This window comes from Halopenitus sp. POP-27 (genome assembly GCF_029889855.1).
Lineage (GTDB): Archaea > Halobacteriota > Halobacteria > Halobacteriales > Haloferacaceae > Halopenitus > Halopenitus malekzadehii.
This window is the reverse complement of record NZ_JARANU010000013.1, coordinates 12,594-29,275: the sequence shown is the minus strand read 5'-3', so window position 1 is coordinate 29,275 and position 16,682 is coordinate 12,594. Positions and strand designations below refer to the sequence as shown.

At 66.4% G+C, this 16,682-nt stretch carries 16 protein-coding genes; 11 read left to right on the top strand and 5 right to left on the bottom strand.

The features are described 5' to 3' along the window. Positions 1–3: 3 nt before the first annotated feature. Positions 4–1,065, bottom strand: a complete 1,062-nt coding sequence (locus OQF70_RS09195; protein ID WP_280537162.1) for a mechanosensitive ion channel family protein — start codon at positions 1,063–1,065, stop codon at positions 4–6. Positions 1,066–1,206: 141 nt separating this feature from the next. Here OQF70_RS09195 and OQF70_RS09190 point away from each other — a divergent pair, with 141 nt between their 5' ends. Then, positions 1,207–2,016: a PAC2 family protein gene (locus OQF70_RS09190; RefSeq protein ID WP_280537161.1), complete on the top strand. Its 810-nt coding sequence runs from the start codon at positions 1,207–1,209 to the stop codon at positions 2,014–2,016. A gap of 39 nt (positions 2,017–2,055) precedes the next feature. Here OQF70_RS09190 and OQF70_RS09185 read toward each other — a convergent pair whose 3' ends face one another. Further along, on the bottom strand, positions 2,056–2,994 hold the full coding sequence (locus OQF70_RS09185; RefSeq protein ID WP_280537160.1) for a DMT family transporter: 939 nt from the start codon (positions 2,992–2,994) through the stop codon (positions 2,056–2,058). A 184-nt stretch (positions 2,995–3,178) separates the two neighbouring features. On the opposite strand from OQF70_RS09185, the gene OQF70_RS09180 reads away from it, so the two are divergent. Then, positions 3,179–3,661, top strand: a complete 483-nt coding sequence (locus OQF70_RS09180; protein WP_092817020.1) for an Lrp/AsnC family transcriptional regulator — start codon at positions 3,179–3,181, stop codon at positions 3,659–3,661. Here OQF70_RS09180 and gatE read toward each other — a convergent pair whose 3' ends face one another. Next, positions 3,662–5,530, bottom strand: coding sequence for a Glu-tRNA(Gln) amidotransferase subunit GatE (gene gatE / locus OQF70_RS09175; RefSeq protein WP_280537159.1), 1,869 nt, complete (start codon positions 5,528–5,530; stop codon positions 3,662–3,664). 135 nt (positions 5,531–5,665) lie between these two features. Between gatE and OQF70_RS09170 the strand changes: the two genes are divergently transcribed. Both OQF70_RS09170 and OQF70_RS09165 read left to right on the top strand, forming a co-directional pair. After that, positions 5,666–6,205 (top strand): DUF5817 domain-containing protein, encoded by a 540-nt coding sequence (locus OQF70_RS09170; protein ID WP_280537158.1) that lies wholly within the window; start codon positions 5,666–5,668, stop codon positions 6,203–6,205. A gap of 91 nt (positions 6,206–6,296) precedes the next feature. Then, positions 6,297–6,647, top strand: coding sequence for a hypothetical protein (locus OQF70_RS09165; protein WP_280537157.1), 351 nt, complete (start codon positions 6,297–6,299; stop codon positions 6,645–6,647). A 117-nt stretch (positions 6,648–6,764) separates the two neighbouring features. Here the strand turns inward: OQF70_RS09165 and hmgA are convergent, their stop codons facing one another. Then, positions 6,765–7,979: a hydroxymethylglutaryl-CoA reductase (NADPH) gene (hmgA, locus tag OQF70_RS09160; RefSeq protein WP_280537156.1), complete on the bottom strand. Its 1,215-nt coding sequence runs from the start codon at positions 7,977–7,979 to the stop codon at positions 6,765–6,767. Positions 7,980–8,096: 117 nt separating this feature from the next. Between hmgA and OQF70_RS09155 the strand changes: the two genes are divergently transcribed. The 7 genes from OQF70_RS09155 (at position 8,097) to trpG (ending at position 15,932) form a co-directional block, all read left to right on the top strand. Then, entirely contained in the window at positions 8,097–9,722 is a 1,626-nt protein-coding gene (locus tag OQF70_RS09155) for an amidohydrolase (protein ID WP_280537155.1), read from the top strand. Between the two features lie 282 nt (positions 9,723–10,004). Continuing rightward, positions 10,005–11,447: a hypothetical protein gene (locus tag OQF70_RS09150; protein ID WP_280537154.1), complete on the top strand. Its 1,443-nt coding sequence runs from the start codon at positions 10,005–10,007 to the stop codon at positions 11,445–11,447. Between the two features lie 173 nt (positions 11,448–11,620). Continuing rightward, positions 11,621–11,761: a rubrerythrin-like domain-containing protein gene (locus tag OQF70_RS09145; protein ID WP_280537153.1), complete on the top strand. Its 141-nt coding sequence runs from the start codon at positions 11,621–11,623 to the stop codon at positions 11,759–11,761. Positions 11,762–11,918: 157 nt separating this feature from the next. Next, positions 11,919–12,971 carry an anthranilate phosphoribosyltransferase gene (trpD, locus tag OQF70_RS09140; protein WP_280537152.1) on the top strand — a complete coding sequence of 351 codons (1,053 nt, stop codon included), beginning with the start codon at positions 11,919–11,921 and terminating at the stop codon, positions 12,969–12,971. After that, positions 12,971–13,615, top strand: a complete 645-nt coding sequence (locus OQF70_RS09135) for a phosphoribosylanthranilate isomerase (RefSeq protein WP_280537151.1) — start codon at positions 12,971–12,973, stop codon at positions 13,613–13,615. Before trpD ends, OQF70_RS09135 begins: the two co-directional genes overlap by 1 nt. Further along, positions 13,612–15,324, top strand: coding sequence for an anthranilate synthase component I (gene trpE, locus OQF70_RS09130; RefSeq protein WP_280537150.1), 1,713 nt, complete (start codon positions 13,612–13,614; stop codon positions 15,322–15,324). Before OQF70_RS09135 ends, trpE begins: the two co-directional genes overlap by 4 nt. Then, a complete protein-coding gene (gene trpG / locus OQF70_RS09125; protein ID WP_280537149.1) occupies positions 15,321–15,932 on the top strand; it encodes an anthranilate synthase component II in 612 nt (203 codons plus the stop codon). The genes trpE and trpG overlap by 4 nt, the downstream gene beginning before the upstream one ends. Before the next feature lie 82 nt (positions 15,933–16,014). Here trpG and OQF70_RS09120 read toward each other — a convergent pair whose 3' ends face one another. Continuing rightward, positions 16,015–16,263 (bottom strand): hypothetical protein, encoded by a 249-nt coding sequence (locus OQF70_RS09120; protein ID WP_280537148.1) that lies wholly within the window; start codon positions 16,261–16,263, stop codon positions 16,015–16,017. Positions 16,264–16,682: the final 419 nt, after the last annotated feature.

The window sequence follows — 16,682 nt, the reverse complement described above, 5'->3', positions numbered from 1 at the left end:
TGATCAGTGGTCCCCGTGTGGCGAGCCGCCGTCCGAGTCGCCGCCGGTCCGATCGTCAGTCCGCTCATCCCCGGTAGTGGAGGGTTCCACAGGGGCGTCGATGGGGTTCTCGGCGGCATCGTCGACGGGGTCATCGACTGGATCCGCGGGATCGCCGTCGATCGGTTTCCCCACGTGAGCCACCCCGCTCGTGTCGTCGAAGACGATGTGTCGATGCGGGTAGGCGACCTCGACGTCGGCGTCGGCGATCAGCTCCCAGATTCGGGAGTTCACCTGTGACTGGAGTTTGGGGATCTTGTAGGGCTTCTTCGCCCAGTATCGAAGCTGAAGGAGGATCCCGTCGTCGGCGTACTCCGCCAGCCGGCAGTCGGGCCCGGCGGCGTATCGCGCAGCCCCGATCCGGATGTCGGGGCCGCCGTCGATGACGTCCTCACAGTCGCGGGCGGCACGTTCCATCAGCTGGCGTGCCGCGTCCACGTCGCACTCGTAGGTCACGAGAAGTTCGAGCGTCAGCCGGGTGCGTTCGTCCTCGGCGGAGTAGTTGGTGATGTCCCGCTCCCGGGTGTTGGAGTTCGGGATCACGAGGAACGTGTTGTCGATGGTGATCACCTTCGTGTACCGGATGGTGATGTCCTCGACGAAGCCGCGCCGGCCGTCGTCGAGCTCGATCATGTCGCCGATCTCGAAGGGCTGGTCGGCGAGCACGAACAGTCCGTTGATGACGTTCCCGATCAGCGGCGCGAGGACGACGCCCACCACGGCCGAGAAGACGGTGACTGACAACACGAGGTCCGGCAGACCGAGCCCGGCGACCCACCCGGCGAGGAACAGCGACGAGAGCACCGTCGCGACGCGGACCGACCGGAGGATGGTCTGGGCGACGCTTTGTCTGTGGAACCGGCGGGCCACCGGCCTGCCGAGCAGGCGGACGAGCAGCTTCGAGAGCCACACCCCGACGACGATCACGGCGACGGCGACGAGGAGATCGATGCCGGGGATCCGTGAGACCCAGTCGGGGACCGCATCGATGGTCGACGTGGACTGGAGGGCCGCCGTGGCGTCCATAGCGTATGGGTGCCCCCCACCGGAAAAAGCGTTTCCTCCCTCCGTCCCTCTCACGTGCTTGTCGGCTGCCGTCGGATCGCCGTCCGTAGTCGCCCGACACCACCCGAACCGATAAGCAGTCCCCGACCGAACCCATCGGTTATGTCCGATCCCCACCGACACGATCCGACCTTCGAAGTGACGCACGAATCCGGCCCGAGCGACGTCCTTCTGGCCGGATTCTCGAATTACGGGCTGGCGGGATTGACGGCGGCCAACTATCTTGTCGACGCCCTCGATCTCACACAGACTGGCCACGTCTCCGTCGATGGGTTTCCCTCGATCACTCCCTTCGAGAACGGCCGTCCCCGGCGTCCGAACCGGTTGTTCTCCCGCGACGACCTCGATCTCACCGTGTTGGTCGGGGAACTGCTCGTCCCCGTCCAGTTCGGGGACGCCTTCGCGGCGTCGATCCTCGAGTGGACCGGGGGCGCGGTCGATGCCGACGCCGAAAACGGCGCCGACGATCCCGCCGCCGACCCGGCTGCCGTCGCGGACGAGACCGACGCCGCCGAGGTCGCCGTGTTGTCCGGCGTTCCCGTCCCACACGGACCGGAGGGCCATCGGACCTACTACGTCGCGACCGACGACTACCGCGAACGCCGGCTCACTGATGCCGGGATCGAGGGGATGGGATCGGGCTTTCTCGACGGAACGAACGCGGCGTTGCTCGAGCGCGGCATCGACTCGTCACTCGGCGTATGCGTGTACGTGACGCCGGTTCACGCCCAGGTCCCCGACGTCGAAGCCGCGATCCGGCTCGTCGAGACGGTCTCGACGATCTACGACCTCGAGATAGATTCGGGACCGTTGGAGGCGTTCGCGGCCGATATACAGCAGTACTACGCCGATCTGGCCGAGCGAATGGACGACCGGAACGCCGACCTTCCCGACGACCGGATGTACATGTAGTCGCCACCACACGTCCGGTCGGCGGGACGTGCTTCGGGCTTAGGCCCGCGCGGGGAACCGGGACCGAAGGAGTCCGCGGATCGCGTCCCGTTCGAGGACGAGGAACCCGACGAGGATGGCCAGGAAGCCGAGCAGCGCGTCGCCGTCGACGAGATGTCCGAGGACCAGCCAGCTGGCCGCCGCGGCCGTGACGGGCTCGGCATAGCCGATCAGGTGCAGCTGCGTCGGACCGATCGTGTCCAGCAGGGCGAAGTAGATGAGGAACGCGACCACGCCCGACAGCAGCGCGAGGTACGCAAGCGTCCCGATGGCTGCGGGTGTGAGCGTGACGTCGGCGATCGACTCGCCGGTGACCGCGGCGCCGACGCCGAGCAGTCCGGCACCGACCACCATCGCCCAGCCCTGGAGGGCGACGATCGAGAACTCCGTGCGGAGCGGCCGGAGGAGGACCGCGCCCAGCGCGAACGACGCGGCGCTGGCGAGCACGAGCCCGACCCCGATCAGCTCGGCGGAGACGAGTCCGCCGGTCGAGGGGTTCGCGATCAGCGCGACGCCGAGAATGCCGATCAGAAAGCCGCCGATCTCGACCGGGCCGACCCGCTCGTTCGGCAACAGCACGGCCGCGAAGGCGGCGGTCAACACCGGCGAGAGGCTGACGACCACGGCCGCGATCGCGGCCGGGACGTAGAGCTCGCCGACGTAGAGGAAGGCGTGGTAGACGGCGATGACGAGCACGCCCGTGACGGCGATGCTCGTCCACTCGGTCCGGGTTCGCGGCAGCCATCGCGTTCCGACGACCATCGCGTACCCCAACACGATCCCGCCCGCGATCGCGTAGCGCGCCCCCGCGAACAGCAGCGGGGGGAAATACTCCAACCCGATCTCGATGGCGACGAACGACCCGCCCCACAGCACCGCCAACAGCGAGAACGCCGCGGCGATGGAGATCGGAGACGACAACAACGAATCTCCATTCATTGGTTGTCTGATCGAAGTATCTCTATACTCTTAAACTCATCTCTAACAACATCTGGTTTCGAGGATGATAGATCAAACAGTTGTTTTCGGATCGATCCGGATCCGATCTCCCCCGGTCCAGTTGGAGGAACCTCCAAGCGTATCGATCGGAATACCAATGGATCCCGACGCGAAACTCCGCCCCATGGACGACCGCGACGTTCGCCTGCTCAAGGCGATCGCCGACCTCGGCACCGGCAGCCCGGAACGACTCCACGAGGAGACCGACATCCCGGTCTCGACGATCCACTACCGGCTGAACAACCTGCGTGATGCGGGGGTCATTCGGAACGACCTCTACGACTTCGACCACGAGGAGCTGGGTCTGGGGGTCACGGTGATCGTCGAGATCCTCGCCGACTACGACGGCCCCTACGAGGAGTTCGCCGACGAACTGTTGACGGTCGAGGGCGTCACGCAGGCGTACTTCACGATGGGCGAGACCGACTTCATCGTCCTCGCGCGGCTCTCCTCATCCGACGCCGTCGAGCGGCTGATCGGCGACTTCGAGGCGCTTCCGGAGGTCGAGCGGACGAACTCCACGTTCGTCATCTCGACGCTGCGCGATGAGCCACGCGGCCCGGCGACCTACGACCTGGAGTCGCTGAACGAGGAACTGACCGAGTGACTACGACCGCTTGCCGATCTCCTCGCGGAGGACCTCGGAGACGACCTCGCCGTCCGCCTTCCCGCGGAGCGCGCCCATCGCCTCGCCCATCAACCCGGAGAAGGCGCCCATTCCCTCCTCGGCGACCTGATCGGCGTTCCGGTCGACGACCTCACTGACCGCCTCGCGAACGGTCTCCCGATCGACGCCCGCAAGACCCGCTGCCTCGACGGCCTCGTCGGCCGACAGCGTCGGATCCGCGGCGATCTCGGAGAGCACCTCGCCGACGCCCTCCTTGGCCAGGTCGCCGGACTCGACGAGATCGAGCACGCCGAGGAACTGCTCGTCGGCGACGCGCTCGATCGCGACGCCGTTTCGTCGGAGCTCGGTCGTCGTCGACGCCAGCGTGGTGGCAGCAAGCGTTGGGTCGATCCCGCGCTCGACGGCCGTCTCGAACAGCGGGAATCGCTGTCCGAAGGCGATCTGCTCGGCGAGACCGGGATCGAGACCGAAGTCGTCGACGTATCGGTCGGTCTTCTCGTCGAGCAGCTCCGGTGTCTCCACCTCGCTCGGGTCGGGTTCGACCGGCGGCACGTCGGTCTCGGGGTACATCCGGGCGGCGCCGGGAAGCGGTCGGAGATAGCGGGTGGTTCCGTCCTCGTTCGCGTCCCGGGTCTCCTCGGGGACACCCTCGATCGCGTCCGCGGCACGCTCGGCGGCCGCCTCGATCGCCAACTCGGCGGTCTCCGGATCCGCGGCGACGATCGCGACCGCGTCGTCGGGGCCCGCTCCGACCGCCTCACGAAGCGCGTCGACCTCGGCCTCGGTGACGCCGTAGGCCGGGAGCTCATCCGTATGGAAGATGCCGCCGGCGCCGTGTCGCTTGGCGTGGTCGGACAGTTCCGTCCCGAGCCGACGATCGGGTTGGATCTCCCGACCGACGAGGCCATCGAAGCCGTACAGCGGGACCGCGGTGACGGCGCCGCCGTCCTCGAGCGCGCCGCGGATGACGCCGGAATCGGTGTCCGCGAACAGGTCGGTCACCTCGCGGGGCTCGCCGACGGCCGCGTCGCGTGCGGCCAGCTCGTCGGCGATCGCGACGAGTTCGGTCTGGCGCCCGACCTCGTTGCGGACGATGTCCTCGATCCCCTGGAGGTCCTGGACGCCCTTGATCTCCACGCGGGCGCCCTCGGCGATGGAGACGTTGACGTCCTGGCGGATCGTCCCGAGGCCACGTTTGACCGAGCCCGTCGACCGGAGCAGGGTCCCGATGCGCTCGGCGGCCTCTCGCGCCTGCGCTGGCGATCGGATGTCCGGCCCGGTGCCGATCTCCACGAGGGGGATCCCCAGTCGGTCCAGTGAGTAGACGACGCCGTCGTCGGTCTCCTCGACGCGCTGGGCCGACTCCTCCTCGAGCAGCAGGTCGACGATCGAAACGGGGCCTTCCTCGGTCTCGATCTCGCCGTCCTGGCCCAGCAACAGCGTGCGCTGGAACCCCGAGGTGTTCGAGCCGTCGATGACGAGCTTGCGCATCACGTGGGCCTGGTCGACGACGGACACGTCGAGCAGATCGGCGATCTGGAGAGCGACCGCGAGCGCCTCCTCGTCGAGGCGTTTCGGCGGCTCGTCGTCCTCCTCGACGAGGCAGGTGGTGTCGTACGCCAGATACGTGAACTCGCGGTCGACGCGGCTCTCCTCGAGGGCGGCCTCGTCGAGTTCGCCGAGCTCGCTCTTCGTCGGGTGGAGGTATCGGGTGAACTCGCGGTCGGCCTCCTCGGGCTCCCGGAGCGTCGTGGGGGAGTCACAGAACAGCTTCGTCGCCGTATCGAGCTGCTGGTGGATCTCCAGCCCGGCGACGAGGCCCAGCTCCTCGTAATCGTACTCGCTCATTGGCAGCGTCTCCGGCTCGCCGGAGTAAAAAGGGTGGCAGTTCGACGCGGACGGATCGGCCCGGAGCGTTCCGCGTGTCGTCCGCGTGCGCTCCGGACCAGCACGTTCACGTCCGCGGGGACACAACGCGTGTGTATGTACGCGGTCGTCGGGTGCAACGGTTGTGCGACGATGTGGCTGCTCACCGATCCCGAGACGAGCGAGACGGCTACCTGTCCCCGCTGTCAGAAACAGCACCGGACCGATCGACTCAAGCGCTTCTTCGAGTCCGAGGACCGCGAGGCGGCGCGGGAGGCACGGTCGGCGCTGCTCGCGAAGAAACACGGCGATTCCGAGGCGTTTGCGGAGGTGGAACACGCGAGCGAGCTCGCGGCCCGCGCCGAGGACTCCGGGATCGACGACCGCGAGTACCTCGAGGGCGTCGGCCTCGATCCCGACGAAATCGGGAGCACGGACGATCACACCGCCTCGGGATCCGGCGGGGCGTCGGGCGGCCGCTCCCGGCTCGACGTCGTCCGGGATGCGGTCGATGCGGTCGAGGATCCCACCGAGGAGTCGATCGTCTCGTACGCGACGGCCGACGGCGTCCCGGCCGAGGCGGCCCGCGACCTCCTCGAGCGCCTTCGGCGTCGCGGCGAGGTGTCGGAGTCGGGCGGCACCTATCGCCGGCTCTGAACGAACCTGGAAAACCAAGCCCACTCGGCGGGATCCGTGATGACGGCTGTCTGACGCGGTTTTAAACGATTGCTATGTGTATTAATACCAAATGGCGTCCAGGATCCGAGCCGCCCTCGTGGCCGTGGCCGTTCTCGGCGGGGCGAGCGCGACGGCGCTTGTGGTACGCGCCTTTGCCCCCGGCGTCGCAAGCGCCGAGGCCGTGCGCGTCGCCTTCGGGGCGTGCGGGGTCGGGTTCGTGGCCATCGCGCTCGCCTACGCTCGCGAGGGACGCGCCGAACAGCTCGCGGGGCATCTGCTCGCGAGCGCCGGCTTCCTCGTCGTCGCGGTGGGCGGCGGCGGCCGGATCGCCTGGCTGGGGATCGTGCTCCTGGTGATCGGCGGCGGCGTCCTGTTGCAGGACGCGTTCCTTCGGGGCGGACGTGGCGGCGCCTCGGTGTGACCGCTGGACGCCACCTGATCGCCTGACCGTTCCAGGTGGTTCCAGGGGGCCCTCGTTCTCGGTCCGCTGCCGGTCCAGCTCCGCTATCGGCTCGAGTCCGCTACCGGCTCAAGTCCGCTACCGGCCCAGGTCCGCGTGTGCCGAGGAGAGGTGTCGCGACCCGAGCGCGGCAAGCAGCGACAGTTCGCCGGCGAGCGCGCCGACCGTGATCGCCTCCGCGAGCGCGTCGGCGTTGCTTCCCGCCGGCTCCCCGCCGCCGCGGACGCCGAGGATCTCGAGCCCCTCGGCCTGTGTCGGGAGCTTCGTTCCGCCGCCGACGGTGCCGACCTCCAGGCTCGCGATCGAGACGGAGACGTAGAGATCGCCGTCGTCGGTCACCTCCGCGGTCGTGATCGCGTTGGCCCCCTCGACGACCTGCGCCTCGTCCTGGCCGGTCGCGAGGAACATCGCGGCGACGACGTTCGCGACGTGCGCGTTGAACCCGAGCGAGCCCGCCTTCGCGGACCCGACGAGGTTCTTCCGGGTGTTTATCTCGGCGACGGCCCCGGGAGTGGTGTGCAGCCGGTCCTCGACGACCTCGGCCGGGATCGTGACGTCGGCGGTCACCGACCGGCCGCGCCCCTCGATCGCGTTGATCGCGGCCGGCTTCTTGTCGGTACAGAGGTTGCCCGAGAGCGCCACGAGCGAGGCGTCGGTCTCCGCCTCGATCAGCTCGCAGGCCTCGCCGGTGGCGATGGTGGCCATGTTCATCCCCATCGCGTCCTTCGTGTTGTAGCGGAACCGGAGGTAGACGTTGTTCCCGACCACGTAGGGCGTGACGTCGGTCACCTCCCCGTGGCTCGTCGTCGACTCGGCCGCCTCCCGGAGCCGGTCCGCGTTGTCGCGCGTCCACGCGGCGAGCGCCTCCGACTCGACGATCCCGTCGGTCTTGAACACCGGCGCCCGGGTCATCCCGGTCTTCGTCACGCGCGCGTTCGCGCCGCCGGCCGCATCGAGCACCCCGCAGCCGCGGTTGACCGACGCGATGAGCGCCCCTTCGGTGGTCGCAAGCGGGAGGTATCGGTCGCCCGAGAGCGCCCCGCCCGATATCGTCACGGGCCCGGCGACGCCGAGGGGGATCTGCACCGCCCCGACCATGTTCTCGACGTTCGGCTCCGCGACGGCGGCGTCGAAGGCGTACGCCCCGGTCGCCTCCAGGTCGGCGCCCGACTCGTCGGCGACGAGCAGCCGGCGGGCCGTCGCCGCCGCGTCCGCGTCGGCGTGGTCCTCGAGTTCGTGCAGGCGGATCTCGCCCTCGCGGACGCGCTCCGCGAGGTCCTCGGCGGGTGACATACGCGGGTGTGCTCGCGGCGCGGGCTAAGGCGTGTCGGTTCGACGCACACGGACGCCGGACTGACGGCCGGACCCGGGGCCCGAACCGTTAACCCGATTCGCGTCGGTCCAACGCGTATGACCGACGCCGCCGACCTCGTCCTGCTGGACGGGGAGATCCACACGCTGACGGAGCCGGACGAGACGGACGAGGCGCTCGCGGTCCGGGACGGCGAGATCGTCCGTCTCGGGCCGAGCGACGACGTCGAATTTTTCGTCGGAACCGGAACGACCGTCCTCGACCTCGACGGTCGCGTCCTCCTGCCGGGATTCATCGACGCACACACGCACGTGACGATCGCCGGCCGGAAGCTCGTCCACGCCGATCTGTCGGACGCGACGGGCCCGGCCGACGCCGTCGATCGGCTGCAGGCGCGCGCCGACGAACTGGACGGGTCCCCAACCGACCACGACGTGGACGGGAGCCCGGCCGACCACGACGGCGACCGCTGGGTCATCGGCTACGGCTACGACGAGTCGACTTGGAGCGAGGACCGGTACCTCACCCGCGAGGACCTCGATCGGGTGGGGACCGACCGGCCGGTCGTCGCGTTTCGGGCGGATATGCATCTCGCGTCGGTCGACTCGACGGTCCTGAAGCGGTTCGGCGGGTCGATCCCCGACGACTGCCTACGAACCGACGCCGGCGAGCCGACGGGCGTTATCGTCGAAGACGGGATCGACCCCATCCGGGACGCCACCGCCCCGGATCTCGCCGAGACGCGCGAGCTCGTCACGGCGGCGCTCGCGGACGCCGCCGCGAAGGGGATAACCGGCGTCCACGATATGGTTCGCCGATCGCACGCGCCGCGCGTCTACCGGGAGCTCGACGCCGCGGACGAGTTGCCGATCCGCGTGCGGATCAACTACTGGAGCGACCACCTCGACGCGCTCGTGGAGGCCGGACTCCCGACGAACGCCGGCAGTGACTTCGTCCGGGTCGGCGCGATCAAGACGTTCACCGACGGCAGCTTCGGGGGACGCACGGCGAAGCTCTCGGAGCCCTACGCCGACGCGCCCGGTGAAACCGGCCAGTGGGTCGTCGAACCCGACGAGCTGGCCGCTCTCGTGGCCGACGCCGCCGGAGCCGGCTACCAGGTCGCCGCACACGCGATCGGCGACGAGGCGATCGACGCGGTCCTCGACGCCTACGAGGCGATCGATGCGACGGACGGGGGAGCCGCCGGCACCGATGCGGGTGCCGGAACCTCCAGGAACGCACGCCACCGGATCGAACACGTCGAACTGGCCAGCGACGAGGCGATCGACCGGATCGCTGCGGACGACGTCGTGGCCTCGGTCCAGCCGAACTTCCGCAAGTGGGCCGGCGACGGCGGCCTCTACGAGCGTCGGCTCGGCGATCGACGGGGCCGGACGAACCGGTTCCGCGACCTCCTCGACGCCGGGGCGACCCTCGCGTTCGGCTCCGACGGGATGCCGATGGACCCCCTCGTCGGGCTCCACTGGGCGGTCAACGATCCCGCTGTGGACCAAGGCCTCCCGGTCACCGAGGCGCTCCGTGCCTACACCCGCGGCGGCGCGGTCGCCGGCTTCGACGAGGACCGACTGGGGACGATCGCGATCGGGAAGCGGGCCGATCTCGTCGCCCTCGACGACTCGCCGTGGGATCGTCCCGAGTCGATCCGCGACATCGACGTCGATCTCACGGTCGTCGACGGCGAGGTCGTTCATGAGGAACTGTGACGCCGTCCGAAATGATGAATAAAAACGCGAACTTGATATACTCGAATAGCGGACCTGCCTCGGTAGCCGCCGTATTCGGAAGCTGTCTACCAATATATATCTTGTATAGCTGTCGTTGAATTCACTTTCCGGCTTCCATCACTTCGTACGTAACTCACCTGGTATTCTTGATATGGTACGAAACCGCGGTGTGGATATTTATTTACTGATATGTGGTGTAGCGTATGACGTTCTGCTGCGGAGAACACGGGCCTATAAGTTGCTCCTTGATGATGTCACGATATGAACCGGTCTCGTATTTGTGATAACGGTACTATAACTCGCCGTCGCACGATCAGCCTTTTCGGGGTAGCACTGCCCTTGGCCCTTGCTGGTTGTTCAGAAACTGATGATGAGCAGGCCCTCTCTCTTGACGAGTTCCTCTCTGAACATAGTAGTCTGGATGTTCAAGCAGGGGATAATTTCACTCAATCATATGATCTCGTTATGGCCACTCCGGTGGACCAACTGACGGTATCGGATTTCGAGCAAGCACGTTCAAACTTCGATCAGGCTCGTGAAGATTATGATGAGTTGCGCAGTTATGCAGAAGAACAATCGAACCTCCATGAAGACCAAGGCGATGAACGATCGGAGATATTCAATACACTTTCCGAGTATTATCGCTTAATGATGGAGGCGTCAGCATTTGGGTATCAAGGAGTAGATGCTTTGTTGGATGAAGAGGACGTCCTTGATGCGTTCTCTCGGTCGGCATCTGCTTTCGAAATGCTGGAGGAGACGTATGATGATGCCCAGGATATACGAAAGAAGATAACTCTCTATCGTGACACTACTGACGCTGAAATCGAAGATCTCGTCAGTACTTGGATCTCTGAAAACGAGGACGATATTCTTGAAGCGAACAATACGTTTGAGGAGGCAACTACTGAATTTAACACCCGAAATTACACGACTGCACGGGAAACGTTCATAAGTTCTGCTGAGATTTATCAAGGGTTATTGGACGACATCAACAGCCAGTTTGCAACGAAGTATCCCCAGGACTCGGAATTATATCAACTCTATGGTGACATCTCTTATTTCATAAACCAGATGCTATCTTCATCAGAATCGTTAGCAAATAGCGCTCGTCTACGTTCGGAAGGTGATTTCGAAGAGGCCGTGGGATATGAAAATGATGCTCAAGAGGCCCACCCAGAGGGTGTCCAGGCCCTTCAGTCTGCAAGAGATGATATTAGTATTCTAGATGAACGGTTTGACCCGCCGGAACTGCCTGAATTCGAACAACAAGAATCAGTCGAGTCACGGGAACAAGCTTTGGAGGTCATTGAACAATGGCTGAATGATAACGAGAATACAATACAAGCACAGTCCAACTATCTGGCTACCGCTAACGATGAGTATGATTCTGAACGATATGAAGATGCGGCTGATTGGTACCGTACTGTCGGTGAAGAGTGGGGAGAATTAGAACAGAATGCGACGGAACAAGCAGATCAATATGAACACCAATTCACCGCTGAGACGTTCACCCTATTAAGTGACTATTTCGGAGCACTCAGAAATCATACGGAAGCGATGGAACAGGCAGCGTCCGCTCGGACGGCAGATCTGGATGGTGAGGCACGAGAATGGGAAAATGACGCACAGGAGTACCAAGAGGAAGCTGAAGAACTCGGAACTCGAATCGATGAACGGCTTGCGGATGAAGACGTTCAGTAACACGTTTGACCGGAAGGACTGTCGTGTATGGGGACTTCTATGACACGCTGGCTATGCAATGATATACCACGTGTATCGGGATCAATTACCGAGATCGGCCGACATCAACGTCACTGATCAATATAAGGTGTTTCAGGATTCGAATTATATATCTCGTTCGTTCTATTCCCTATATGCGCCCAGAAACGGAGATCGAAACCGACTCAGTGTACGAATGCTTTGACTGCCTCGCTCGAACGGTCGATCCGGAAACCACGACCTGTGACGACTGCGGCGGCGACCTGTGGAACATCGGCCGATCGCGCGATATGTGATGCCGGCCGCCCTGGCGGTCACTTCCTTCGTTTTCGGGTTCCGGGTCCAGTGTGCCGAGTGACATCCTCTCACGGGAGTCCGACGCCGGCGACGACACGCTTAAGGCGATGTACAGATATGTACACTACAAGACGAACCTATACATCGGTGCCCACAATGAACATCACAACCATCATCGAGCGCGTCACGGAGGGCGAGGATCTGACCGTCGAGGAGGCCCGCGAGGCGGCCCGGATCGTCTTCGAGGAGGCCACGGAGGCACAGATCGGGGCGTTGCTTGCGGCGCTCCGGACGAAGGGCGAGACGGAGGCGGAGATCGCGGGGTTCGCGACGGGGATGCGCGATGCGGCCCGGACGATCGACCCGGATCGGGAGTCCCTCGTCGACACCTGCGGCACCGGCGGCGACGATTACGACACGATCAACGTCTCCACCACTGCGGCCATCGTCGCGGCCGGAGCGGGGGCCGCCGTGGCCAAACACGGCAACTACTCGGTGTCCTCCACCTCGGGGAGCGCGGACGTGCTCGAGGTGGCGGGCGTCGACATCGAGGCCGAGCCGCCGGCCGTCGAGGCGGCGATCGACGAGGACGGCATCGGCTTCATGCTCGCGCCGGTGTTCCACCCCGCGATGAAGGCCGTGATCGGCCCGCGCAAGGAGCTCGGGGTACGGACGGTCTTCAACGTGCTCGGCCCGCTCACGAACCCGGCCGGAGCCGACGGGCAGGTCCTCGGGGTCTACGACGCCGACCTCGTCCCGCAGATCGCCCGGTCGCTCGCGCATATGCCCGTCGAGCACGCGCTGGTCGTCCACGGCTCCGGGATGGATGAGATCGCGCTCCACGACGAGACGGTCGTCGCCGAAGTCGAGGGCGAGGACGTCACCGAGTACACCATCGCGCCGGCCGACCTCGGCCTCGAACGCGCGCCGATCGAGGACGTCGCGGGCGGCGGTCCCGAGGAGAACGCGGCCGACCTCCGCGGGATCGTCACCGGCGAGGTGACCGGCCCGAAGCGCGACTTGATCCTCGCGAACGCCGGCGCGGCCGTCTACGTCGCGGGCCTGGCCGACTCCCTCGAGGCGGGCGTCGACGCGGCCGCCGAGGCGATCGACTCCGGCGCCGCCGCCGAGAAGCTCGCCGCGTTGTGCGGCGCTACCGCCGAATCGGGGCCTGAGGAGACGGACGTGGGCGCCGAGGCGGACGACTGATGGCCCGCGCGAAGGTCTGCGGGCTCACCCGCGGTGCCGACGTCCGCGCGGCGATCGAGGCCGGTGCCGACGCCGTCGGGGCCATCACCGAGGTTCCGGTCGACACGCCGCGGGAGGTCGACCCGGCGACCGCGGCCGACCTGCTGGCCGGCGTGCCGCCGTTCGTGACCGCCACGCTCGTGACGATGCCCGACTCCCCGGAACGGGCGGTCGAACTCGTCCGAACCGTCGGCCCCGACGCGTTGCAACTGCACGGCGAGTGGAGTCCCGAGGAGATCGGCTACGTCCGCGCGGAGACCGGCGTGAAGGTGCTCGTCACCGTCGACGCCGACGAGCACGCGCTGGCCGAACGGCTGGACGAGGCGGTCGATGCGCTCGTCGTCGACTCGACGACCGAGGGGGGTGCGGGCGGCACCGGCCGGACCCACGACTGGGAGGCGACGGGTGCCCTCGCGAGCCGGCTCACCTCGCCGGTCGTGCTTGCAGGCGGCTTGGACCCCGAGAACGTCGCCGAGGCCGTCGAGACCGTCGACCCGTACGCCGTCGACGTCGCCTCCGGCGTGGAGCTGAGCGGCGGCCGCAAGGACCACAACGCGCTCGCGCGCTTCGTCCGCAACGCCGGCCGGGAGGTGACGCTCGCGTGACGACCCGCTCCGAGTCGGAGCCCACTCCCTCGCTTTCGGATCTCGATCCCTCGCTGTCACGGGAGGCGTTCGTCGACCACGTCGCGGACGCCGACGGTCCGGCCGTGGTCCGGATCGCGATCGAACTCGACGTCGACGTCTCGCCGGTGACCGCCTACGCCGCGCTGGCCGACCGCAGCGACCACAGCTTCCTGCTGGAGTCGGCGGAGAAGGTCGCCTCGAGCGACCCGGACGGCGCCTTCGCGCCCAGCACCGACGCTGACCGCCACGCGCGCTACTCCTTCGTGGGGTACGACCCCGAAGCCGTTCTCTCGGTGTATCCCGACCGAACCGACCTGACGCGGCTCGGCCCCGCGGCCGACCTGCTTGACGGCGACGTCACGCCGGCCGACGGGGACGTTCTCGACCGCGTTCGCGGCGCGTTCCCGGACGTGGAACGTCGCGGATTCCCGGAGACAGACCGGCAGACGCTCTCGGGTGGATTCGTCGGTTTCCTGGCGTACGACGCGGTCTACGACCTCTGGCTCGATGAGGTGGGCGTCGATCGCCCCGACCCGGTCGTTCCAGACGCCGAGTTCTGTCTCACGACGCGCACGCTCGTCTTCGACGAGGTCGCCGAGACCGTCGACCTCGTTCTCACGCCGGTCGTCACGCCCGCCGACGATCCCGGTGCGGTCTACGACGACCGGGTCGCGGAGGCGGCCGACGTTCTCGCGGACCTTCGGGCTGCCACCGATCCGGACCCCGGCGGATTCACGGGGATCGCGGAGACGGCGGGGCCACAGGAGGACTACGAGGCGGCGGTTCGGACGACCAAGGAGCGCGTCCTCGACGGCGAGGTGTACCAGGGCGTCGTCTCCCGGACGCGGGAGCTGTACGGCGACGTCGACCCTCTGGGGCTCTACGAGGCGCTCCGGGAGATCAACCCGTCGCCGTACATGTACCTGCTTGACCACGGCGATCGGTCGATCGTCGGCGCGAGCCCGGAGACGCTCGTGTCGGTGCAGGACGACAGGATCGTCTCGAACCCGATCGCCGGGACCTGTTCCCGCGGGGACAGTCCGGTCGAGGACCGGCGCCTCGCCGGCGAGATGCTCGCCGACGAGAAGGAGCGCGCCGAGCACACGATGCTCGTCGACCTCGCTCGCAACGACGTTCGGCGCGTCTCCGAGCCGGGATCGGTGCGCGTCGAGGAGTTCATGAACGTCCTCAAGTACAGTCACGTTCAGCACATCGAGTCGACCGTCACGGGAGCGCTCGCCGACGACGTCGACGCCTTCGACGCGACGCGCGCGACGTTCCCAGCGGGGACGCTCACCGGCGCGCCGAAGGTGCGCGCGATGGAGATCATCGACGAGCTCGAACGGTCGCCGCGCGGCGTCTACGGCGGCGGCGTGGGCTATTACTCCTGGACCGGCGACGCGGACTTCGCGATCGTCATCCGGACGGCGACGATCGACCACGACGTTTCGGTCGGCCACGACGTTCCGACCGACCACGACGTCCCGATCGACGCCGTATCGGATGTGTCATCCTCCCCTTCCTCCTCCGAGACCCGGCCCACGGACCGGATCACGATCCAGGCCGGCGCGGGCCTGGTCGCCGACTCGGACCCGACCGCCGAGTACGAGGAGACCGAACAGAAGATGGACGGCGTGCGCGCCGCCGTCGAGGCGATCCGGGAGGCGGGGGGTGACGCGGACCGATGACGACGCGCGTCACGTTCGTGGACAACTACGACTCGTTCACGTACAACCTCGTCGAGTACGTCTCCGAACAGCCACTTCCGGGCGGCGTCGAGACGACCGTGCTCAAGAACCGGGCGACGCTGTCGGACGTCCGGGAGACCGACCCGGACGCGATCGTCATCAGTCCGGGGCCGGGACACCCGAAGAACGACCGGGACGTCGGCGTCACGACCGACGTCCTGCGGGAGCTCTCGCCGACGATCCCGACGCTCGGCGTCTGCCTGGGCCTCGAGGCCGCCGTCTACGAGTACGGCGGATCGGTGGGCCACGCGCCCGAGCCGGTCCACGGCAAGGCCTTCCCGATCGACCACGACGGCGAGGGCGTCTTCGCCGACCTCGATCAGGGGTTCCGCGCCGGGCGATACCACTCGCTGATCGCGACCGAGATCCCCGACTGCTTCGCGGTCACCGCGACCACCGACCACGACGGGACGGAGCTCGTGATGGGGATCCGCCACCGCGAGTATCCGATCGAGTGCGTGCAGTTCCACCCCGAAAGCGTCCTCACGGGCGTCGGCCACGACGTGATCCGGAACTTCCTGGCCGCGGTCGCGGCGCCGACGCCGTGACCGCTATCACAGCCCGCTATCGCCACGCGACGACTGCTTTCGAACGAGCCGCTCGACGGTCGGGGGTCTGGGTCGGCCCTTTCTAGACGATCCCCGACGTCGACAGCAGCAACAGCAGCGCGACGACGATCGCCGCGATCGTGACGAGTTTCCAGGCGATCGCAAGCACGATCCGTCCGACCACGATCACGATGGCCGCGGCGACCAGCGCGATCAGGATCTGGCGGAGCGGGGTCGACGCGAACCCCGGCTGCAGGAGCAGCGACCCGGCCGTCGCCGTGAGTTCCGGAGCGATCGCATCGATCGTCGAGGTGTGTAGGATGCCGTGCATACCGTCCCGGAGGGACACCGACGGCATAAGTCTGTGGCCCGTCAGGTTTCGTCTGACAGATATAAGTGAACGGATATTTATGACGTGGATCGATCCCGTGTATCGGGATTACGGGAACGACGTCGATGGCGTGGCTTCACACGATCGTCCGTATCGGATCCCGAAACACCCCTTCGATTCTACTGTATGACCCGCCGAATGCTGTCGATTTTCCGGTCCTGTGTCCACTTTCGCTCCGGAGGGGTCATCCTTATGTAGATCGCTACTCGACTATTGGTTCGTGTGGGTGCGGAACCGATCCGCACCGACGAATAATAGTCACAGAAGCGATACGATCGCCACCTATTGGGCCGGGAAGGGAAGATACAAGGGTCCACCGCAACAGCACCATATCACGATAGATGCACGAGACAGCACAC